Source organism: Leeuwenhoekiella sp. LLG6367-2.1 (assembly GCF_045055775.1).
GTDB lineage: Bacteria > Bacteroidota > Bacteroidia > Flavobacteriales > Flavobacteriaceae > Leeuwenhoekiella > Leeuwenhoekiella aequorea.
Map to the genome: position 1 here is coordinate 869,372 of NZ_CP159331.1, position 20,629 is coordinate 890,000.

Sequence of the window (20,629 nt, forward strand, 5' to 3'; positions counted from 1 at the left end):
TCATTAATTATTAATCTTAGGATCTGCTAGTTCGTAGTCTTCTTGCTCTAGAATTTCACGCTCATTATCTTCTGCACCATGAGTTAATCTTTTTAGTGGCTTTAAAGCCAAAATAAAGACAATACCAATTGCACTTGTAAAAATTAAAATTCCTAAGAAAACCGAATACTCACCAAATTCACTTGCCGACTCTCCAATAAGACCTGCAACTTTATTCCCCAGGCCGGTTGCAGCAAAATAAACACCCATTAAAAGTGATGCATATTTTACCGGAGCAAGCTTTGTAATAAATGAAAGCGTTACCGGCGAAATACATAGCTCACCTATAGTATGAAATAGATAAGCAAATACTAACCACAGCATACTCGAGGTACCAGACTTCTCAAACTCCATCACAGCAAATACCATAAATAAGAAGCCAAAGCCCATTATAATTATACCCATAGCCATCTTTAAAATTGAACTCGCCTCTTTTCCTTTAAGTTTGCGCTTTGCCCAGAAATTCGCCACTATCGTTGCAAAAATTATAATAAATCCTGCATTTAAACTCTGGAACATTACAGTAGGCACTTCCCATCCAAATAACATTCGGTCTGTTTTAGAATCTGTGTAAAGATTCATTAGACCTCCAGCTTGCTCAAAAGCTCCCCAGAATATAATTGTCATAATGAAAGAAAGCAATAAAACCATAAAGCGATCTTTAAAAATACGTGATGGAAGATCTTTGTAGATCATCATCATTAAAGCGGCTATCGCTGTTATAAATAAAAATAACAGACCAAATCCCCAGTCCATAAAATACCATCCTACAATAGAAAGTATTATTAAAATACCTGTAACCGCAAGTTGCATAGGTGATCTAAATAATTCTCCATAAAGTTTTCCGTAGGAAATCTCATCGTCTTTATTTTCAGCTTTCAATAAGCTACCTACATTCTTTAAATACTTTTGACCATATAAATACACAATTAATCCTAGAACCATTGCAATACCCGCAAGACCAAATCCTGCGTGCCAGCCATATTCTGCTACTACAAAACCTATTACTAAAGTTGCAATTAAAGAACCGGTATTAATCCCTATATAAAAAATACTAAATCCTTTATCTCTTCTAATGTCTCCCTCTTTGTAAAGTCCACCTACCATGGTAGATATATTAGGCTTTAATAACCCTACTCCTGCAATTACAAGACCCAGACCGGTGTAAAACGCCCAGACATCAGTAAGTACTAAAACTCCATGTCCTATACATAAAATTACAGCTCCTAAAAGAACAGCCTTTTTCTGACCTATTAGTTTATCTGCTATCATTCCACCGGGTATAGAAGCGATGTAAACTAGCATAGTGTACCAGCCATATAATGCTAATGCCTCTTGATCGGTCCAGCCTAAACCAGTTCCTCTAGCATCTGTTCCCTGAATAGTGGAAGCAGTCATATAAAGTACTAGAAGTGCACGCATCCCATAATAGGAAAAACGCTCCCACATCTCTGTGAAAAATAAAATGTATAGTCCTACCGGATGTCCAAACAATTCTTTCTGTTTGGTAAACTGTGCTGATTGTGCCATTAGGTTATTTTATAAATTTTCTTTAATGAAGTTTGTCATCTTAGTGTACAAGTGTAATCGGGTATTACCACCATAAATACCGTGGTTTTTATCTGGATAAATAGCCCAATCAAATTGCTTGTTAGCTTGTACTAATGCTTCTATTAATCGCATTGTATTTTGTACGTGTACATTATCATCTGCACTACCGTGTACAAGTAAGAATTTACCTTTTAATTTATCTACGTGAGATAATGGTGAATTCATATCGTAGCCACTTGCATTTTCCTGAGGTGTGGTCATATAACGCTCAGTATATATGGAGTCATAAAATCTCCAACTTGTAACAGGAGCAACTGCAATTGCCATTTTAAATGTATCTGCACCCTGAAAAATACAGTTAGACGCCATAAAGCCTCCATAACTCCAACCCCAAATACCTATACGATCTGCATCTACATAGTCACGAGCTCCTAAAGCTTGTGCTGCAGCTATTTGATCTTCTACTTCATATTTACCCAATTCTTTTTGAGTCATTTTTTTGAAATCCCTACCCTTAAGACCAGTGCCCCGAGGATCTACACAAACTATGATATAGCCTTCTTGAGCTAGCATTTGAAACCAATATCCATTACCACCATCCCAACTATTAGCCACACTTTGAGAACCAGGCCCAGAGTATTGCGTCATAAAAACAGGATATTTTTTAGATGCATCAAAATTCTTTGGTTTGATCATGTACGCATTAAGTTCTTCACCATTAACTGGAAGTGTAAAGAATTCTTTTTCTGAAATTACATAATTAGAAAATTGATCTTTAAGCTCTTGATTGTCCTTAATCTTACGTATTAGCTTTCCGTCTTTTGCACTATGCAATGTAAATACATATGGAGTTGATGCGTCAGAAAAACTATTTATGTAATAGGTGAAATCTGCACTAAAATCTGCAGAATTCGTTCCCTCATTTACTGAAAGTTCCTTCTTACTTTTTCCATCTATTTTAACTGAATAAACACCGCGGTTAATTGAGCCATTCTCGGTGCTTTGATAAAAAACACGCTTGTTTTTTGCATCATAGCCGTAGTAGCTTGTTACTTCCCAATCCCCTTTAGTTACTTGATTTTTTAATTTACCCGTTTTATCATAGTGATAAATATGATTCCAACCGTCTTTTTCGCTGGTCCATAAAAACTCGTTATTATCTAAAAATGTCAAGTTATCGGTTACATCTACATAAGCATCATCCTTATCTGATAGGATTAGTTTTGCTTTACCAGAAACACCGTCTACAAAAATTAAATTTATATCGTTCTGCTTACGACTTGTAGTTTGTACTGCCAAGACATTAGCGTCTGGCGTCCACTCTAGTCTAGGAATGTAATAATTTTGAAAACCGCTTAAATCTACAGCTTTAGTTTCGGCAGTTGCCAGATCGTAAATATGAAGACCTACCGATGCATTATTCTCACCAGCTTTTGGGTATTTAAAAGTATCTTTTGAAGGGTATAACTCACTCCCAAATACATCCATACTAAATTCTGGAACATTAGTCTCATCAAATCGTATGAAGGCAATTTTAGTTCCATCAGCATTCCAGTCAAACGCTCTTACAAAAGAAAATTCTTCTTCATAAACCCAGTCTGTAATACCATTAATAATTTTATTAGTTTCTCCATCACTAGTAAGTTGCGTGGTTGCTCCAGAAGCTAAATCTTTTATATATAAATTATTATCTAATCCATATGCTACTTTAGAAGCGTCTGGTGAAAAGGTGGGTTCTTGAATAGATTTTTCTGAAACTTGAGTAAGTTTTTTTGTATCTAAATCATATACATAGTAAACGCCTAAACTAGAACGACGATAGATAGAACGTAAATTTGTACTCAATAAAACTTTACGTTCATCTTTACTTAAAGTATATCCTATAAAATAATCGAGACCTTCAATTTCACTTGAGTTAATTAAGGTGCTTACATTTTCACCTGTTTCATAGCTATAAACATCAAGTGTTTTTACGCCAGATTCACGGTTTGTATTTAGTACCGCATATTCCTTTCCATTTTGCATAGGGTGCAATCTATCAAGATATTGCATCCTAAATGTGCCGTTATAAATCTCTTCAACACTAATATTTTTTTGTTGGGCATTTGTTACTGCAGTAGCAATTAGCAGAAATAAAACCAGTACTTTTTTTATAATCATTGTGAAATTTAACTTAAAAATGAACCGCCAATTTTACTAAAAATTAATCAAAAAACACTGCTTATCGTTGTTAAATACGCAGTCTTTTAGCTAAATACGCTAGTATCATTGTAATAAACTCATACTTTAAAACAAACCTTAAATTAGAATTACCCTATAACACAACAGAAGGCTCTTCAAAGAGCTGGCTAACATGCACCAAAATAGTATCTTTACTTTTCAATATTTTGAATCAATTATGCCTCAAACAATTCAAGGGTTTTCCAGATTAAATAAAGAAGAAAAAATAGACTGGCTTACATCAAATTTTCTATCAGATTCTAAAAATGCTACTTCTATACTTAAACAATACTGGAATTCAGATGCGAAGTTGCAGCAATTGCACGATGAGTTTATAGAGAATACCGTTACAAATTATTACTTACCATTAGGCATCGCTCCCAATTTTGTGATTAATAACAAGACGTTTGCCATACCTATGACTATAGAAGAAAGTTCTGTAGTTGCTGCAGCAAGTAAAGCTGCAAAATTTTGGATGTCCCGTGGTGGCTTTAAGGCTGAAATTTTAGGCACTCAAAAAATAGGTCAGGTTCATTTTAGCTACACCGGTGATGCTCAAAAACTTTCATCATTTTTTGAGTTAACTAAACCTATTTTGCTTAACGACCTCAAAACCCTTACCGCTTCGATGGAAAAGCGAGGTGGTGGGATCACAAGTATTGAACTTATTAATAAAAATGACCAACTAGCAAATTACTTTCAGCTACATGTAACTTTTGAAACGCTCGATGCAATGGGAGCAAATTTCATAAATTCTTGTTTGGAGCAACTTGCTGAAAGCTGGCAACGAGAATATACTAATTACCCTGTATTTTCTGAAAGTAATGCAGAAATGGTGGTAATTATGAGCATCCTATCTAATTATGTTCCGCAATGTGTAGTAAGAGCTGAAGTTTGTTGTGCCGTAAGCGAACTTACAGAAGCAGATGGTATTGATCCTGAAGTTTTTGCCACAAAATTTGTACAAGCTGTATGTATAGCTGAAGTCGAACCCTATCGTGCGGTAACCCATAACAAAGGGATTATGAATGGCATTGATGCGGTAGTTCTCGCTACCGGCAACGATTTTAGAGCTGTAGAAGCAGGCGCTCACGCTTATGCTGCCAGAAACGGGAGTTACTCCAGCCTCACACACGCAACTATTGAGAACGGAATATTTAGATTTTGGATTGAAATACCTCTTGCATTGGGAACAGTAGGTGGATTGACTAAATTACATCCACTTGTAAAACTCAATCTTGAAATACTAGGCAACCCTAGTGCACCACAACTCATGGAAATAATAGCGGTCGCTGGTCTTGCTCAAAACTTCGGAGCTTTAAAATCGCTTACTACAACCGGTATTCAAAAAGGGCATATGAAAATGCATTTAATGAATATGCTAAATCAATTAGAGGCTACAGATACAGAAAAAAGTAAAGCTATACACTTCTTTAAATCTAATAAGGTTACCCATAGTGCAGTAGATTCATTTATTAAGAATTTGCGTCAAAATTAAACGATATGAGAGCGCTACTATTTCTTAGTATTTCATTGTTATTTGGCTCTTGGTGCAATGCACAACAAATTTCAGAAGAATTTAAAAACAAAATAAGACAACTTCAGCAAGAACATCAAATCCCTGCAATTGCTGTGAGTTTGATTACACCAGATTCTATATTTAGCTATGTAAACGGTAAGTCAAGATTCAATAAAAAAGAACCTATACCGCAAAATGCTAAATTTCATTTAGGCTCAAATACAAAGGCAATCACTTCTTTTATTGCGATGCGTCTTACAGAAGAAAGAGAGATAAACTGGGGCACAAAATTTTTTAGACTTTTTCCTGAATTAATTTCCGATAGTAGAAATACATATCACGACATAACATTAGGTGATTTATTATCTCATAGTGCACAAATACGCCCCTACACAACTGGAATAGAACTTTCAAAATTCAATAATTTAAAAGGTACAATAAGCGAAAACGGGTATGCATTTTCAAAAAGTGTTTTAGCTGAAAAACCAGTGAAAAAAGGCACCTACTCAAATGCAGGTTACGTCTTAGCTGCTTTAATGTTAGAACGCGCATCGGGAAAAACTTACCGTGAACTAGTAGCTCAAACTATGAACGCGCTAGATTTAGATTATGCTATAGGTTTTCCGAATAAAGAAAATTTAACCTTCCCCTGGGGACACTGGGATCAAAAAGGGGCTTTAGAAGCTTTATCGCCAGATCACGATTACAAACTACCAGATTATATGGTAAGTGCCGGTGATATATCGATGAATATAACAGACTATAGTACATTTATACAATTGCACCTCAATGGGCTTCTAGGCAAAACGAATTACTTAAATGCAGATGATTATAATTGGTTGCATTTTGGTCAAAGTCCGTACGCATACGGTTGGGGAAATGTTATTAAGGAAAAAAATAAAATGAGTTTTCACGATGGTAGTGCAGGAACCTATTACTGTCACACTGTAATACTACCACTTAAAAATATTGCAGTTGTGATTATGATGAATACCGCATCTACAAATGCTGTAGAAGCTATTTATGAGCTTCAAAAAACAATGACAGCTCAGCCACAAAAAATCAAAAACTAATATGAGCCAACGTTTTTATGGTCATGGCAAACTTCTTATTACCGGAGAATATCTGGTTCTTGATGGTGCTTTAGCTTTGGCTATACCTACTCAAAAAGGACAAAGTCTGGTCGTTGAAAAATCTGAAAAGCAAGGAATTTCCTGGCTGAGTTTAAAATCGGATGGTGCCAACTGGTTTTCGACACATCTTTCTTACAATGATTTAAAAAAAGAGCTCCCTAAGCAACCTAAAGATCCTAAGGACAGATTGATTCAATTAATTAATGCAGCGCAGCAATTAAACCCGCATTTCCTAGAACAAGAAGATCCCCTTAAGGTTACAACAACTCTAGAATTTGAAAGCAACTGGGGACTTGGATCTTCATCTACATTAATTTATAATTTGGCAAAATGGGCCGATGTAGATGCATATGCACTTTTAGAAATAACCTTTGGAGGAAGTGGATATGATATTGCGTGTGCAAGTAATCACACACCTATATTATATCAATTAAAAAATCAGAAACCGCGTATCTTACAAACTCAGTTTGATCCGGTTTTTAAAGATCAACTATACTTCGTTCATCTCAATAAAAAGCAAAATAGTCGAGATGCTATTGCTAATTATCGAGAGCAACCCACAGAGCATATACAGAACGCGATTGAGAAGGTTTCTGGGATAAGTGAAACATTGCTCACGTGTGAAGATATCATGAGCTTTAAAGCACTCCTAGATGCCCACGAGCGTATTGTAGCTTCCGTATTAAACAGACGTACAATCAAACAGGAATTATTTTCTGATTATTCTGGTAGTATAAAAAGTCTTGGAGGTTGGGGAGGAGACTTTATAATGGTTACTGCGGCAAATACTAATGATCTTGATTATTTTACAAATAAAGGATATACAACGATCATCCCTTTTGCAGAAATGATTTACTAGAAAAATATAGATTTAAAACAATAAAAGCCGCTATTAGCGGCTTTTGTTGTTTTAATAAAGAATGCTGATTAATAAAAATCAGAACGTCTGTCTTCAATATCTGCAGCATCTTTAAGTGCTTGTAGTAAAACTACATTCACATTTGCGCGATCTGCATTGTTTTTTTGCATTGCAAAACTTGCATAATTATCAAGTTTACGTGCTGGAGTAACATTAGTCACTTTTACCACATATACACCTTTATCACCGGCGATAGGGTTTGAAACAGCACCTTTATCTAAACCAAAAGCAACACCCATTACTTTAGGTTCTGTCCCTGCACCTGCTAATGTTGGGTTTTTAAGATTTACACCATTTGCAGTTTGAACACTTACATTGTTTGCAGAAGCAATAGCATTTAAATCTTTTCCGGAGATTTGCTTTTTAATTAATTCTGCTTTTTTCTCGTTACGTATAATTGGCGTTACACGTGGTGATGCCTGATCTACCGGCATTAAACCTTTTTCAGTTTTTGAAGTAAGTTGCACTACTAAATATCCACCATCTACATTAAAACGCTGCACATCTCCAGTTTTAGTGTCTTCGTTAAATGCCCAACGTATAATTTCACGCTGACTTCCTTGACCTGGCAAAGTCTCGTCTAAAGCTTTAATACTATTTACAGGTCTTACTGTATAGTTTTCAGATTTTGCAACTTTCTCAAATGAATTTTTGTCTTCTGAAACTGCCATTTGAAATTTGGTAGTCGCATTAAAAACCTCATTAATTGTTTCTTGAGAAGGCTCAATCCCTTTAGCAACAGTAGCTAATTTTATAGCACGTTGCTTATTTTTTTGATCATCAATTCTAATAACGTGGTAGCCGTATTGAGATTCAACAACTCCCACTTCACCCGTACTACCGTCAAATATGAAATCATTAAAAGGCTTTACATATCTACCTTTAGTAGCGTAGCCAAGATCTCCTCCTTTTTCTTTGCTGCCATCAGCTGAAAATTCTGGAGCTAATTCAGCAAGTTTAGAAGCACTTCCTTTAATAACTGAAGCTAAACTGTCTGCCAATTTCTTTGCCTCAGTTTTTGATCTGGTTTGGCTTGCAGCATTTGCAAGACCTTCATAGGTAAGCAAAATATGAGAAGCTTTAACTGAATCTGGAATTTGACTTACACCTATAACTTTTGAAATTTTATAGTAACCGTTATCTTTATAAGGACCAAAAATAGCTCCCTCATTAAGTCCAAAAAGTGAATCGGCAACAGCTACAGGCAACTCATTCTTAAATAAATAAGAATCTGTAAATCGTATATCTGAATATTCATTCACAAACTCTTCAGGATTTGTAGTCGCTGCAAGTCCGCTTACTGTATCATTAGTTTTAGTCGCTGCTGTGTATTCTACTCGTTTATTAAGTAAAGAAGCAACACTTCCTTTTAAAGCATCTTCATCTGTTGCAGATGCAGATTCTGAAAACATAACGTAACGTAAATTTCTACTTGCTTCAGATTTAAAATCTGCTTTATGCTTTTCAATGTAGTTAGAAATATCTTCTTTAGAAACACTCACTTTATCATCTGAAATGGATGCATAAGGAATTTGAACGTATTCTAAATCTCTAAGATTATTTTCTAACTCATACGCCATTTGACCTTCTTTAAAGCTTGTATTTAAACCAGCTTTAACAAGACTAAAATAGATCTGCTGTTGCTCGTTATTAGCTAACTGCTTTTCATAATCTACCCATTGTGCATACATCGTAGGGTTTGTAGATTTAAGAGTCGCTACATACTCGCGTAACTTTTGTTCACTAAAAACACCATCATTCTGGAAGTTTGGATCGTTCTGCAAAGCTTCTTTTAAAAGATCATTTATACGATCCTGCTCTACAGTGATTCCTAAATCATCATATTGCTCTTCTAATAAAATACGGCGCACTTCTTGTTCCCAAGCAGCATTTACAGCCTGAGTAGTTGTGATACCTGCGCCATATCGTGCAGTCTGGCTATCTACCAATCCAGCAAATTCTTGCTGCTCAATATCCTCATCATTTACAGAACCTAGGATACGCTGTGACTTTTCTGTAGAAAAACCACCATTTTTTAGTACGTCTGCCAGTACAAATGCAAATAAAGCTAAAGCTATAATTGCAATTAAAAATACCGAGCGTTGTCTAATCTTGTTTAAAACTGCCATTGTTTATGTTTTTGTCAAATAGTGGGCGAAAATACCATTTTAAATGAAAAAATAAAATGTAATATGTAAAATAAAACTGCTTAGTAAGTTAGGTATTAATCGTTTTCAACAACCCGAACTTTTACCAACTCAATTTTAGTAGTTGAAGTCTGTAAAATATGAAATTGATATCCATCAATATCAACGATATCGCCTTCTTCGGGGATACCTTCTGTATGATTCACAATAAGACCTCCTAATGTTTCATAATTTTCGTCTTCGGGTAGTTCGAGCTTATAAGTTTCATTTAAGTAGTCAACTTCTAGTCGTGCCGAAAATTTATAGGTGTCTTCTTCTAACTTTTCTTCAATAAGAACAACACTATCATGCTCATCTTCTATCTCCCCAAAAAGCTCTTCAACAATATCTTCTACCGTCATCATACCACTGGTACCGCCATATTCATCAATTACGACTGCCATACTTTTGCGCTTTTTTATCAAGATGCTTAAAACATCTTTTACAAGCATAGTTTCTGGAACAAATATTACCGGCATTAAAACATCTGTAATTGTAGCAGGCTTTTTAAAAAGTTCAAAAGAATGCACATACCCAATGATGTCATCTATAGAATCCTGATACACTAAAATTTTTGAGAGGCCGGTTTCTGTAAATTGCTTATTTAAATCTGATGGAGATTGATTTTTCTCAACAGCTACAATCTCGGTACGTGGGATCATCACTTCTCGGGATTTTACTTCTGAAAATTCTAATGCATTTTGAAAAATCTGAATTTCTGAATCTAATTCTTCATTAGTTTCAAACGAGTCTATTTGCTCATTTATATAATTTCCTAATTCAACTTTAGTGAAGGCCAATTGAACTTCATCTCCTTCCGTCTTAAAAAATTTCTTAAGTAATAGATCGGAAATCCATATTATAAACGAGGAAAGAAAACTAAAAACAACATAAAAAAGATAAGCAGGTACCGCAAAAATCTTAAGTAGCGAATTTGCATAAATCTGAAAAAACACTTTGGGTAAAAATTCCGCAGTAAACAACACAAGAAGTGTAGAAATCACAGTTTGTGTAAGCAAGCTAAATTCTATAAAAAAATTAGTTAACCAGAGATATCCAAAATCTGCACCTTCTAACCAGGTCTGAAGTAAATCACCCATAAAATAGGCATAAATTACTAAAGCCAGATTATTACCCACCAGCATAGTAGCTATAAATTTTGAAGGTTTTTCGGTAAGTTTTGTTAGAACCTTTGCTATAAGGTCATTTTGTTTTTTTTCAATTTCTATATGAATCTTGTTTGAAGATACATAGGCGATCTCCATACCTGAGAAAAAAGCGGAAAGTATTAAGGAAGCTATAATTATCAGAATATCTGTTTCCATAGATTATTTCTGATTGCGCTGTTCATACTTTTTCCTAAAACGACGTTTAAAAAAGTACATTCCGACAGCGATAACTACAAAAAATAAAAAAACATAGGCCTTACTTGGCTCTACAGACCAGATTCTATATGCTTCAAATAAAAAAAGTGCAGCAAATATTAAGTAAGCGTATTCGAAGTATTTAAAGTATTTGGACATTATTGTATGCTATCGTTTTGTGCTGAATTCGGTTTTTCTTTAACGTACATTCGGCTTTGGTTATCTAAAGATATAAAATTTTTGAAGTCCTCACTGCTATCAAATAAATCTCCTCCATTAAAAGAATTATCAGGAAATTTGATAGTATAAGGTTTATCTGTGAAGACCCACTTATTTTTTTGATCCCAAAATAATTGAGATGCGTCTAATCGTGTAGAATCACTTGTTATTAAAACTACATTTTTACGCATATCGATAAGACTTGTGCGTGTATATCTAATTGCATAATCTGCAGTTATGTAGTTTTCCTTTTGGTCATCATCTATAAAAGTAACTTCGACTCCATTAGGAAATTCTTGATACGGAAAATTCAACAACCCGTAATCAATAAGCAATGGTGTTTTTAAAGTCGCCACCACTTTACCAGAATCTGTATATTTTAAAAGCACGCCCTCTCCTTCTGCCGAAGGCCCATCTGTGCGCTGTGTGAATTTCTGCAGATCTTCTGAACTGTTACCACAGCTAAAAAACAAAGTCACAGCTACTGCTGTGACTACGTTTAAAATTATATGTTGATGTGATTTACTCACTTACAAATTAGGTACCGTAACACTACCACCTATCCAGCAATTAAAGCTTATACGTTGTCCAGCGTTACCTGCATTAAATATCATTGTACGATCTGGAGCTAAACCTCTGTAAGCTGCAGCAGTTTTATCTGCTACTCCAGATAATGAAGGGTCTATTCTTCCTGCACGAGAAGCCATATCTGCAGCTAACCAGTATACCGCACGTTTGTTGAATACACTATCTCCACAGCTGTTTGCGCTACTTGCATACATATCTGCTATTTTTAAGTACACAATACCCATAGATGGTTTTGCAGCTACTGCTTTTTGGTAATAGCTACGTGCATTGCTTAAACTTCCTTTTTTTCTAAAGTTTTCAGCTAATTGATAGAAAACCTTTGCTTTTTTTGCAGGATCTGTTTGACGATTTGCAGACTCTTCGTAATATTTTAAAGCATTTGCATTTTCACCACGTTGTTCAGCAAGACGACCTAAGTAATAAGAGGTCTCTGCAGATGGTTCTAATGTGTTTAATTGCTCAACTAGTTTTACAAATAAAGGACTATCTGTACATTCTTTAGAAACTAAACGACCTGCAGCACCTTTTACCCAAGCAACATCACTTTTCTTAGCTTCCCAAGCAGACTCATAAAAAGGAACTAAACGATCACAATCTGCTAAAACTCCTAATTTTTGATTAATACCAGCAGAAACTTTAGAATAGTTGTCTAAGTTAACTTCTGCTACTTGCTCTAATCTCTTTTCTTGAGCAGTTAAATCTGTACCAGCTTCTTTCTTTTCTAAGATAGTTTCCATACGCTTAGCATAACCATCTTGCTCTTCAGTAATTTTTTCTTGTACTTTATCGTACATATCAAAAACTTCTTGAAGTTCAATTTCGCCAGCTTCTTGTAATTCTACGGCAACTACAAAATACTCATATAAACCTTTTGCATTTGTAAACGTTGCTCTATCTGTATCCCAAGCTTTATTAAACTCCGCGTATTGCTCTGACGCAGTTCCTATTTTGCTGTCATACATTATAGTTGCAACATCTGCGATATCTTCACCTTCATTAGTTTTAGCCGCAAAATGAGTTTTCTTTTCTTGGTACATTTTTTTCAAATCTTCAAGAAAAGCCACTTGCTCAGCTCCAGTAGAATTATCGATCTTATGTTTTAAGATACGCTCACCATATTGATAAAGAGCAAAAGATGTAGTAGGACATTCTTTACGTAATTTCATAAATGGTTCATAAGCTGCATCGTAATTTTTTACTTTAGCGTGCTCAGAAAATATAGACATTGTGGTAACACATTCTTCGGTAGCTTGTGCGCTAACGAAATTTACTGCTCCTACAAGGGCTATAAAAAGTAATGTTAATTTAGTTTTCATCATTAAATGGTTTTAAAGCAATATTAAGAATTTTAGTTGTATTTGTTAGGAACAAACCACGGTCTAAGTGGGTTTAAAGATAAACTAAGACCAACTTTGAAAATATCTTCTTTTACAAGGCCTGCATTGGTTGTACCACGCTGCCCATATTCAAAAGTTATGTTGGCATTACTAAATCCACGTCCTAACGGTAAACCAAGACCAAAAGATATGCCAAACTCATCAATTGATTCATTTTGTATCATTAAACCTGTTTCTTCAAATCGAGCTCCTAACCTATAAGTTACTCTACTCCAATAGCTTGTTATAGAATTATAATCGGGAACAAAATATCCTCCTAGACGATATTTAAAAGAATCATCGTAGGTAGCGTCTGGTGTCACAAAAGCTCGGTTAGTCATTTTACTACTTTCAAGATATTCTACTTGCCCACCTGCAAACCATTTATTTACCTCTCCTAAGCCTAATCCAAACGAATACATATTGGGTACAATTGTCTCTGTATCTTCTAGGCTAAAGTCTTGAGAATCTATAACACTAACAACCGCATTATCTGTTTGAGAATAAACCACAGATTGTAAAGACCTGTCATTTTCTAATGTTAAACTTCTTTCTGGCTGAAAACTTACTGAAGAGTATAATTTATATTTTTTAGCAAAAGCCTTTTCAAACTGAGCTCCAAAATTATAGGTAAGTCCTTTTATATCAGATCTGTCAATTTCTCTCACACTGTATTGTTGATCTGAATCAACTTGTATAACCTCATTTCTGATATTTCCGAAATTATAACTTCCCTCTGCTCCTATTCTAAACCCTTTGAACAACTCAACACCTGCAGCTAAAAATGCTCGATTTACCCCTCCTCTACCTGAATACTGAGTTAAGCTTGTTTCTCCAGCATTTAAAATTTCATAATCCACAGATGTTTCTGGTATTAAACCAAAACCCACACCTACTTTTTTTGACACAGGAAATGCAAGAGCTAAATAATCTATGGTTGTTGAAGTATTATGCCCTTCTCTACCATCTGCAGATAAATCAATCTCATTGTGACTTGCCGCGATTGTGAAGTTAGTTAGTTTTAAAGATCCATATCCTGCAGCATTTCTAAAATTGATATGCGTACTGTCACCTAAAATACTCAACCCACCCATTGCTTGATTTTCGATCGAACCCTTAAAGCTTGAAATACCTAAACCATAAAATGAATAAGGTGAAGAGTTACCTTCCTGAGCAATTGCAGAAGCCGATATAAAAACCAAAACAACTACTAAAAATCTTTTTATCATTAACTTTTATTAAATACTGTTATATAATTCAGTCCTTCCAGAAGAAAATTTGAGTTGGCAAAGATGCCATTTTTTAACCTACCAGACAAAAATTGCCCGTCTCCTCCTGTTAAAATAATCTTTAAATCTTCAAATTCAGATTTATACCAGTCTATAAGACCATCAATTTCTTGAGTAATACCATTAATAACCCCAGAATGCATAGCTCCTTCTGTGTCTTTTCCTATAACAGCAGCTTCAGTTTCAATAGCTTTTAAATGAGGCAATTTTGCGGTAAATTCATGCATAGCCTTGTAACGCATTTGTAAGCCGGGTGATATGGAACCTCCTTGATAGACCTCTTTACAATCTTTAAAATCATAAGTTATACAAGTACCTGCATCAATAACTAAAACATTTTCTTTAGGGAATAAAAATTGACTAGCTGCAACAAGAACCATTCTATCTATTCCTAATGTCTGCGGTGTTTTATAACCATTGATAAAAGGCATCGGGGTATCTGATGTTATTAGTTCATATGAAAGACCTTTTTTTTCTATAAACGTGACAAAATCTTTTGAATTGCCTGTCGCACAAATTGTAATATGATTTATAGGATATTCTTTGAGATAGTCTTCTAGCTTATCTTTTGCTAATTCAATATCACCTGCCCAATTGCTTCTCAGTATATTTTTCTCATAGACTCCAAATTTGAGCCGTGTATTTCCTAAATCTATTACCAGATTTATCATTTGAATTTTTTTTTGCAATAATACAAATACTCAATGCCTCGTGCTCACGTATTTAGCAAAAGCTTGAAAAAATATTCAATAATTTTCCTCAATTTATGTTGTGCAATCTAAAAATTGATTTTATATTTGCAGCCGCTTAGGCGAGGTACCTTAGCTCAGTTGGTAGAGCAACGGACTGAAAATCCGTGTGTCCCTGGTTCGATTCCTGGAGGTACCACAAAAAAACCCTGAAACTTTCGTTTCGGGGTTTTTTGTTTTTATAACCTTTCCTTATAAATATTCAAATCTCTTTTCGGTGCATATTTCAATTCTTCAGAAAGAATATCCACCTATTTTTCAACGATTTAAATTAACTATAAATCATAATTTATAGAAATTCAATCCTGAAGAAAACAAAGAAATAGATTAAACGTTACAAGTAAATCAATAGAAAAGCTATTACCGTTTAAAGATTTTTAAATTTGTATTAATTCAAGATTAATTAAAATTACCAATGACACATTTAGTTCAATTAGATAAGATCTCATTAGAAGATCTAGCCCTCATCAAGAAATCTAAAAAAAATCTTGATGAAGTCTCATTTTTAATGCGAGCTCTAAATAGTATTGGTACACCTATAGATAGCGGGTTAGAATTACTTCCAGAAAAATATCAAGGAAAAATTAGTAGTACAATTCAAAAAGCCTTGCAATTATCTGTAAAAGCTAATTTGAAAACACTGGATAAAGAAAAACAATTTACACCTTCGTCAAATATTACTTATAAAGTGGTCACCGGCCTTTCTGGTGCAACCGGAGGTTTTTTTGGAGTTGCAGGCTTTACTGCAGATTTACTACTATCTACTAAATTTATGATGCGTTCTATAATGGATATAGCACGCAGCCAAGGTGAAGATATTCATGATATTAATACACAGCTTTCTTGCTTACAGGTCTTTGCTTTAGGGGGGAATTCTGATCAAGATGACGAATTAGATACAAGTTATTATGCTACACGAGCGGCACTTCATACTACAATGAATCAAACAAGTGCATATATAGCAGAAAACGGTACTAAAAAAATTATTGAGTCTTTAGCTTCGCAAACTGCTGCGCCCATCGCAAAATTAATAAATCAAGTAGCTGCTCGTTTTAGTGTACAGGTTACTGAAAAGTTTGCCGCACAAGCAATACCGGTTATAGGAGCTGCAGCGGGAGCTTCTATTAACATACTCTTTATTACACATTTTCAGAAAATTGCCACTGCTCATTTTTCATTGAGACGTTTAGAGCGTAAATATTCTAAATATTTAATTCAACAAACTTACCAACAATTAGAAGTTCAAAATACTGCTATAGATCAATAGATTAGCAAATGTAAATCTTCAATAAACTCTAAATATTGAGTGGTAAAGCTAAACCGTATTTTAAAATTAGGAATATTTCCATAATTTTGTAATAATTCCAATTATTATGAATAGAAACATTCTTCATCTGGATTTAGATACATTTTTCGTCTCTTGTGAGCGGTTAATCAACTCTAAGCTAATAGGTAAGCCTGTAATTGTAGGAGGTACAGGTGATCGTGGTGTAGTAAGTGCTGCCAGTTATGAATCAAGAAAGTTTGGTGTTCATTCTGGCATGCCTATAAAAATGGCAAAGCAACTTTGTCCTCAGGCATTTTATATAAGAGGTAATGCAGGTATTTATACGAAGTATTCAAAACAAGTAACAGATATTTTACAAGAACAAGTTCCTATTCTTGAGAAAGCTAGTGTAGATGAATTTTATGCAGATCTCACAGGAATGGATCGTTTTTTTGGCTGTTATAAATTTGCCAAAGAACTTCGATACAAAGTCATTAAAGAATCGGGGTTACCTATCTCTTTTGGTCTATCTATAAATAAGACTGTTTCAAAAGTTGCTACAAATGAAGCTAAACCAGATAGTCAGCTTAAAGTAGATGCTGGCTTTGAAAAAATCTTTTTACAACCATTATCAATTAAGAAAATACCTATGGTTGGTGAAAAAACCTTTCGCACATTTTGTAATCTGGGGGTAAAAAATATTGGATTAGTTCAGCAAATGCCCGTCGAGATGATGATTTCAGTATTTGGTAAAAATGGAAGAATTATCTGGGAACGTGCAAATGGAATAGATCGCACGCCTATAATACAATATCACGAGCGTAAATCTATTTCTAGTGAACGTACCTACGGAAGAGATACAACAGATATCACAAAATTAAAAACAACTATTCATGCGATGGCTGAGAATCTTGCTTTTCAATTGCGTAGTGGTAATAAACTAACTTCTTGTATAACAGTAAAAGTTAGATATTCTGATTTCCAAACGTATTCTAAACAACTAAAAATACCTTACACCGCTGCAGACCATAATTTAATACCCAAAGTACTAGAATTATTTGATAAACTATACTCTCGAAGATTACTTATAAGACTCGTGGGTGTAAGATATAGCGGTCTTACAGAAGGACATTATCAAATAGATTTGTTTGAGAATACTCATCGCACTGTTAATTTATATAAAGCTATGGATGCAATACGTATAAAATATGGCGATCGCAGCATTATGAGAGCTGCTACAATGGGAGAAGGATCCCGAACAATAGGTGGTCAAGGAAATCCTTTTAATGGGCAACCTCCTATTGTATTAGCACATAGACATCAATAATATTCAACTTTATACTTCTTTAAATGTTTCTCAATTGTCACACATATTTCAGCTTACGTTATGGGACACTTTCCGAAGAAGAATTACTTGATTTAGCTCTTGCAAATAACCAAAGTTCTATAGCTCTTACAGACATCAATAATACATCTGCCTGTTTAAAATTTATAAGTAAAGCAAGAGATAAAAATATCAAGCCAGTCATAGGAGTTGATTTTAGAAATGGAATTCAGCAATGTTATATTATGCTCGCTAAAAACAATAATGGTTTTTTAGCAATAAATGATTTTCTATCTAAATTTTTGCATGACAAAACTGCGTTTCCAGATGATGCACCTGTACTCGAAAATGTAATCACAATCTATTCCTTTGAAAAAGCATTAGAACTTGATAAGAATAATTTTGAAGAGAATGAATATATAGGAATTGGCATAAAAGATCTTAATAAGCTAAGATTTTCCCGATACAGTAATTATGAGAAAAAACTTGTTTTATTACAACCTGTAAGTTTTCGTAATAAAAAAGATTATAATATCCATAGGCTATTAAGAGCTATAGACACAAATCAATTATTAAGTAAATTACCTAAAGAAGAACAAGCAGATCCTGAAGAGAAAATGCTTAGTCCCGATTTATTAATAAGCGCTTTTAAAGAATATCCTTTTATTTTAAAAAACTCTATTGAAATTTTAAATGCGTGTACCATCCATTTTGATTTTTCAAAATCTAGGAAACCTCAAAATTTAAAGAAAGTGTTCTCTTCTGAAGAGTTAGACTTTCAAAAACTAAATGAGCTCTGTAAAGAAGGATTAAAAAAACGTTATAGTATTATAACTCCCCAAATTAAAGAGCGGTTACAAAAAGAATTATCCTTAATAAAGAGTCAGGATTATGTTTCTTTCTTTCTCATAAATTGGAAAATTATTGAATATGCACGTAGTAAAAATTATTTCTATGTAGGTAGAGGGAGTGGAGCAAATAGTATAGTTGCGTACTTACTCCGTATAACAGACGTTGACCCAATAGAGCTTGATCTTTATTTTGAGAGGTTTATGAATGAGTTTAGAAGTAGTCCTCCAGATTTTGATATTGATTTTTCTACTTGGGATAGAGAAGATATAACCTCTTTTATATTTAATGAATTTGGAAAAAATAATCAAGTTGCCCTCTTAGGATCATACGTTACATTTCAACATAGTGGAGCTGTACGTGAATTGGGAAAAGTTTTTGGCTTACCCAAATATGAAATTGATAAATTAAGCAAAGGAAGTTTTATCGATAATAAACTCGATGAGATAGCTAAGCTAATTCTTAAATACAGTTCCTACTTAGACGGCAAACCAAATTATCTAAGTATTCACGCAGCAGGAATTTTAATATCTGAAAAATCTATTCATTACTTTTCTGCAACTCATTTACCGCCTAAAAATTTCCCTACTGTACAATTTGACATGCATATTGCAGAAGATGTAGGCCTATATAAATTTGATATACTTGGCCAGCGTGGTCTTGGCAAAATAAAAGACTCTTTGAAGATTATAAAAAAAAATCAACCTCATATAAAACTGCCTGATATTCATGAAACAAAACAATTTTTCCAAGATCCTTTGATTAATAAGATGATTTCTGAAGCAGACTGTGTAGGCTGTTTTTATGTTGAATCTCCGGCAATGCGAATGCTCCTTAAAAAATTAAGAGTAAATGATTACCTAACACTTGTAGCTGCAAGTTCAATAATACGACCTGGAGTAGCTAAAAGCGGTATGATGCGAGAATATATAATACGTCATCGTGATAAAAAAAGATGTGAAGATGCGCACCCTATACTTTTACAAATTATGCCAGATACTTACGGGATAATGGTCTACCAAGAAGATGTCATAAAAGTAGCTCATCATTACGCAAAATTAGATTTAGGTGAAGCAGACGTACTACGCCGTGGAATGAGCGGTAAGTATAGATCTCGGCAGGAATTTCAAGATGTAAAAAACAAATTTATAAAAAACTGTATTCAGAATGGTGAAAAGATAGAAGTCGTTAAGGAGGTTTGGAGACAAATAGAAAGCTTTGCAGGATATGCATTTGCAAAAGGACATTCTGCTTCGTATGCAGTAGAAAGTTATCAAAGTCTTTATTTAAAATGCTATTTCCCATTAGAATATATGGTTGCTACAATTAACAATGGTGGAGGCTTCTACACAACTGAAACATATATTCATGAAGCGCGTAAAAAAGGAGCAACTATAGAAGCCCCGTGTATAAATAGATCTAATATTGAAACAACAATCAATAATAAAACTATTTATCTTGGATTTCAACATCTAGAAAACTTAGAGAAAACCACGATGGTCAAAATTATTAATGAGCGTATTTATGGTAATTACAAATCATTAACCGATTTCACCGAACGTATAAATATTCAAATAGAACAACTCGATATATTAATACGTATAGATGCTTTAAGAATTTTTGGTAAAGACAAACGCACTTTATTATGGGAAGCGTATTATAAAGAAAACACGGCACCAAAGTATGAACATCAACATCGTATTTTTAATATTTCCACACAGGAATTTAAATTGCCACAGTTTAAAATAACACAATTAGAAAATGCATTTGATCAGTTAGAGTTACTTACTTACTCCTTATATAATCCTTTTATTCTCTTAGAAGAAAAACCAAACCAACATTACTTAAGTGTAGATTTAAAATCTCATTTACATAAAATTATTAGTATTTATGCGTATTTAGTTACAGTAAAAAGAACGAGTACATCAAATAAAAAACAAATGTACTTCGGAACGTTTTTAGATAAATCAGGCAATTGGGTAGATACAGTTCACTTTCCAATAGTCGCTCAAAAACATCCTTTTACTGGCAAAGGGA

Annotated in this window: 14 protein-coding genes and 1 tRNA gene (1 of these 15 only partly in view); 7 read left to right on the forward strand and 8 right to left on the reverse strand. The window is 34.1% G+C overall.

What is annotated here, in order from left to right; translation table 11 throughout:
* Positions 1-3: 3 nt before the first annotated feature.
* Both ABVM53_RS04070 and ABVM53_RS04075 read right to left on the reverse strand, forming a co-directional pair.
* On the reverse strand, positions 4-1,569 hold the full coding sequence (locus ABVM53_RS04070) for a peptide MFS transporter (RefSeq protein WP_128757793.1): 1,566 nt from the start codon (positions 1,567-1,569) through the stop codon (positions 4-6).
* 9 nt (positions 1,570-1,578) lie between these two features.
* Positions 1,579-3,750, reverse strand: coding sequence for a S9 family peptidase (locus ABVM53_RS04075; protein WP_405329748.1), 2,172 nt, complete (start codon positions 3,748-3,750; stop codon positions 1,579-1,581).
* Positions 3,751-3,988: 238 nt separating this feature from the next.
* Here ABVM53_RS04075 and ABVM53_RS04080 point away from each other — a divergent pair, with 238 nt between their 5' ends.
* Genes ABVM53_RS04080 through ABVM53_RS04090 form a run of 3 tightly spaced genes read left to right on the forward strand, consistent with a single transcriptional unit; the run spans position 3,989 to position 7,321 of the window.
* On the forward strand, positions 3,989-5,308 hold the full coding sequence (locus tag ABVM53_RS04080) for a hydroxymethylglutaryl-CoA reductase, degradative (protein WP_405329751.1): 1,320 nt from the start codon (positions 3,989-3,991) through the stop codon (positions 5,306-5,308).
* A 5-nt stretch (positions 5,309-5,313) separates the two neighbouring features.
* Positions 5,314-6,402, forward strand: coding sequence for a serine hydrolase domain-containing protein (locus ABVM53_RS04085; protein ID WP_405329754.1), 1,089 nt, complete (start codon positions 5,314-5,316; stop codon positions 6,400-6,402).
* 1 nt (position 6,403) lies between these two features.
* The gene (locus ABVM53_RS04090; RefSeq protein ID WP_405329757.1) at positions 6,404-7,321 is read left to right on the forward strand and encodes a GYDIA family GHMP kinase; all 918 of its coding nucleotides are present in this window, start codon (positions 6,404-6,406) and stop codon (positions 7,319-7,321) included.
* Between the two features lie 68 nt (positions 7,322-7,389).
* On the opposite strand, the gene ABVM53_RS04095 is transcribed toward ABVM53_RS04090, so the two are convergent.
* The 6 genes from ABVM53_RS04095 to ABVM53_RS04120 all read right to left on the reverse strand — a co-directional run bounded on the left by ABVM53_RS04095 (position 7,390) and on the right by ABVM53_RS04120 (position 15,074).
* On the reverse strand, positions 7,390-9,510 hold the full coding sequence (locus tag ABVM53_RS04095) for a peptidylprolyl isomerase (RefSeq protein ID WP_405329760.1): 2,121 nt from the start codon (positions 9,508-9,510) through the stop codon (positions 7,390-7,392).
* Positions 9,511-9,605: 95 nt separating this feature from the next.
* Positions 9,606-10,892 (reverse strand): hemolysin family protein, encoded by a 1,287-nt coding sequence (locus tag ABVM53_RS04100; protein ID WP_405329769.1) that lies wholly within the window; start codon positions 10,890-10,892, stop codon positions 9,606-9,608.
* A 197-nt stretch (positions 10,893-11,089) separates the two neighbouring features.
* Positions 11,090-11,680 (reverse strand): LPS export ABC transporter periplasmic protein LptC, encoded by a 591-nt coding sequence (gene lptC / locus ABVM53_RS04105; RefSeq protein ID WP_405329772.1) that lies wholly within the window; start codon positions 11,678-11,680, stop codon positions 11,090-11,092.
* On the reverse strand, positions 11,681-13,054 hold the full coding sequence (locus ABVM53_RS04110; protein ID WP_405329775.1) for a tetratricopeptide repeat protein: 1,374 nt from the start codon (positions 13,052-13,054) through the stop codon (positions 11,681-11,683).
* Positions 13,055-13,086: 32 nt separating this feature from the next.
* Entirely contained in the window at positions 13,087-14,343 is a 1,257-nt protein-coding gene (locus tag ABVM53_RS04115; RefSeq protein ID WP_371456840.1) for a hypothetical protein, read from the reverse strand.
* Complete coding sequence (locus ABVM53_RS04120; protein WP_405329778.1) at positions 14,343-15,074, reverse strand: type III pantothenate kinase; 732 nt, start codon at positions 15,072-15,074, stop codon at positions 14,343-14,345. Before ABVM53_RS04120 ends, ABVM53_RS04115 begins: the two co-directional genes overlap by 1 nt.
* A 144-nt stretch (positions 15,075-15,218) precedes the next feature.
* Here ABVM53_RS04120 and ABVM53_RS04125 point away from each other — a divergent pair.
* The 4 genes from ABVM53_RS04125 to ABVM53_RS04140 all read left to right on the forward strand — a co-directional run.
* Positions 15,219-15,291 (forward strand) — tRNA-Phe (locus ABVM53_RS04125).
* 276 nt (positions 15,292-15,567) lie between these two features.
* On the forward strand, positions 15,568-16,419 hold the full coding sequence (locus ABVM53_RS04130; protein ID WP_405329781.1) for an EcsC family protein: 852 nt from the start codon (positions 15,568-15,570) through the stop codon (positions 16,417-16,419).
* A gap of 106 nt (positions 16,420-16,525) precedes the next feature.
* On the forward strand, positions 16,526-17,746 hold the full coding sequence (dinB, locus tag ABVM53_RS04135) for a DNA polymerase IV (RefSeq protein WP_405329784.1): 1,221 nt from the start codon (positions 16,526-16,528) through the stop codon (positions 17,744-17,746).
* 23 nt (positions 17,747-17,769) lie between these two features.
* A protein-coding gene (locus ABVM53_RS04140) for a DNA polymerase III subunit alpha (protein ID WP_405329787.1) crosses the window boundary here: on the forward strand, positions 17,770-20,629 show its 5' portion. Its footprint extends 182 nt past the window's final position; the window shows 2,860 of its 3,042 coding nt (coding positions 1-2,860); the start codon lies at positions 17,770-17,772; its stop codon lies beyond the right edge, outside the window.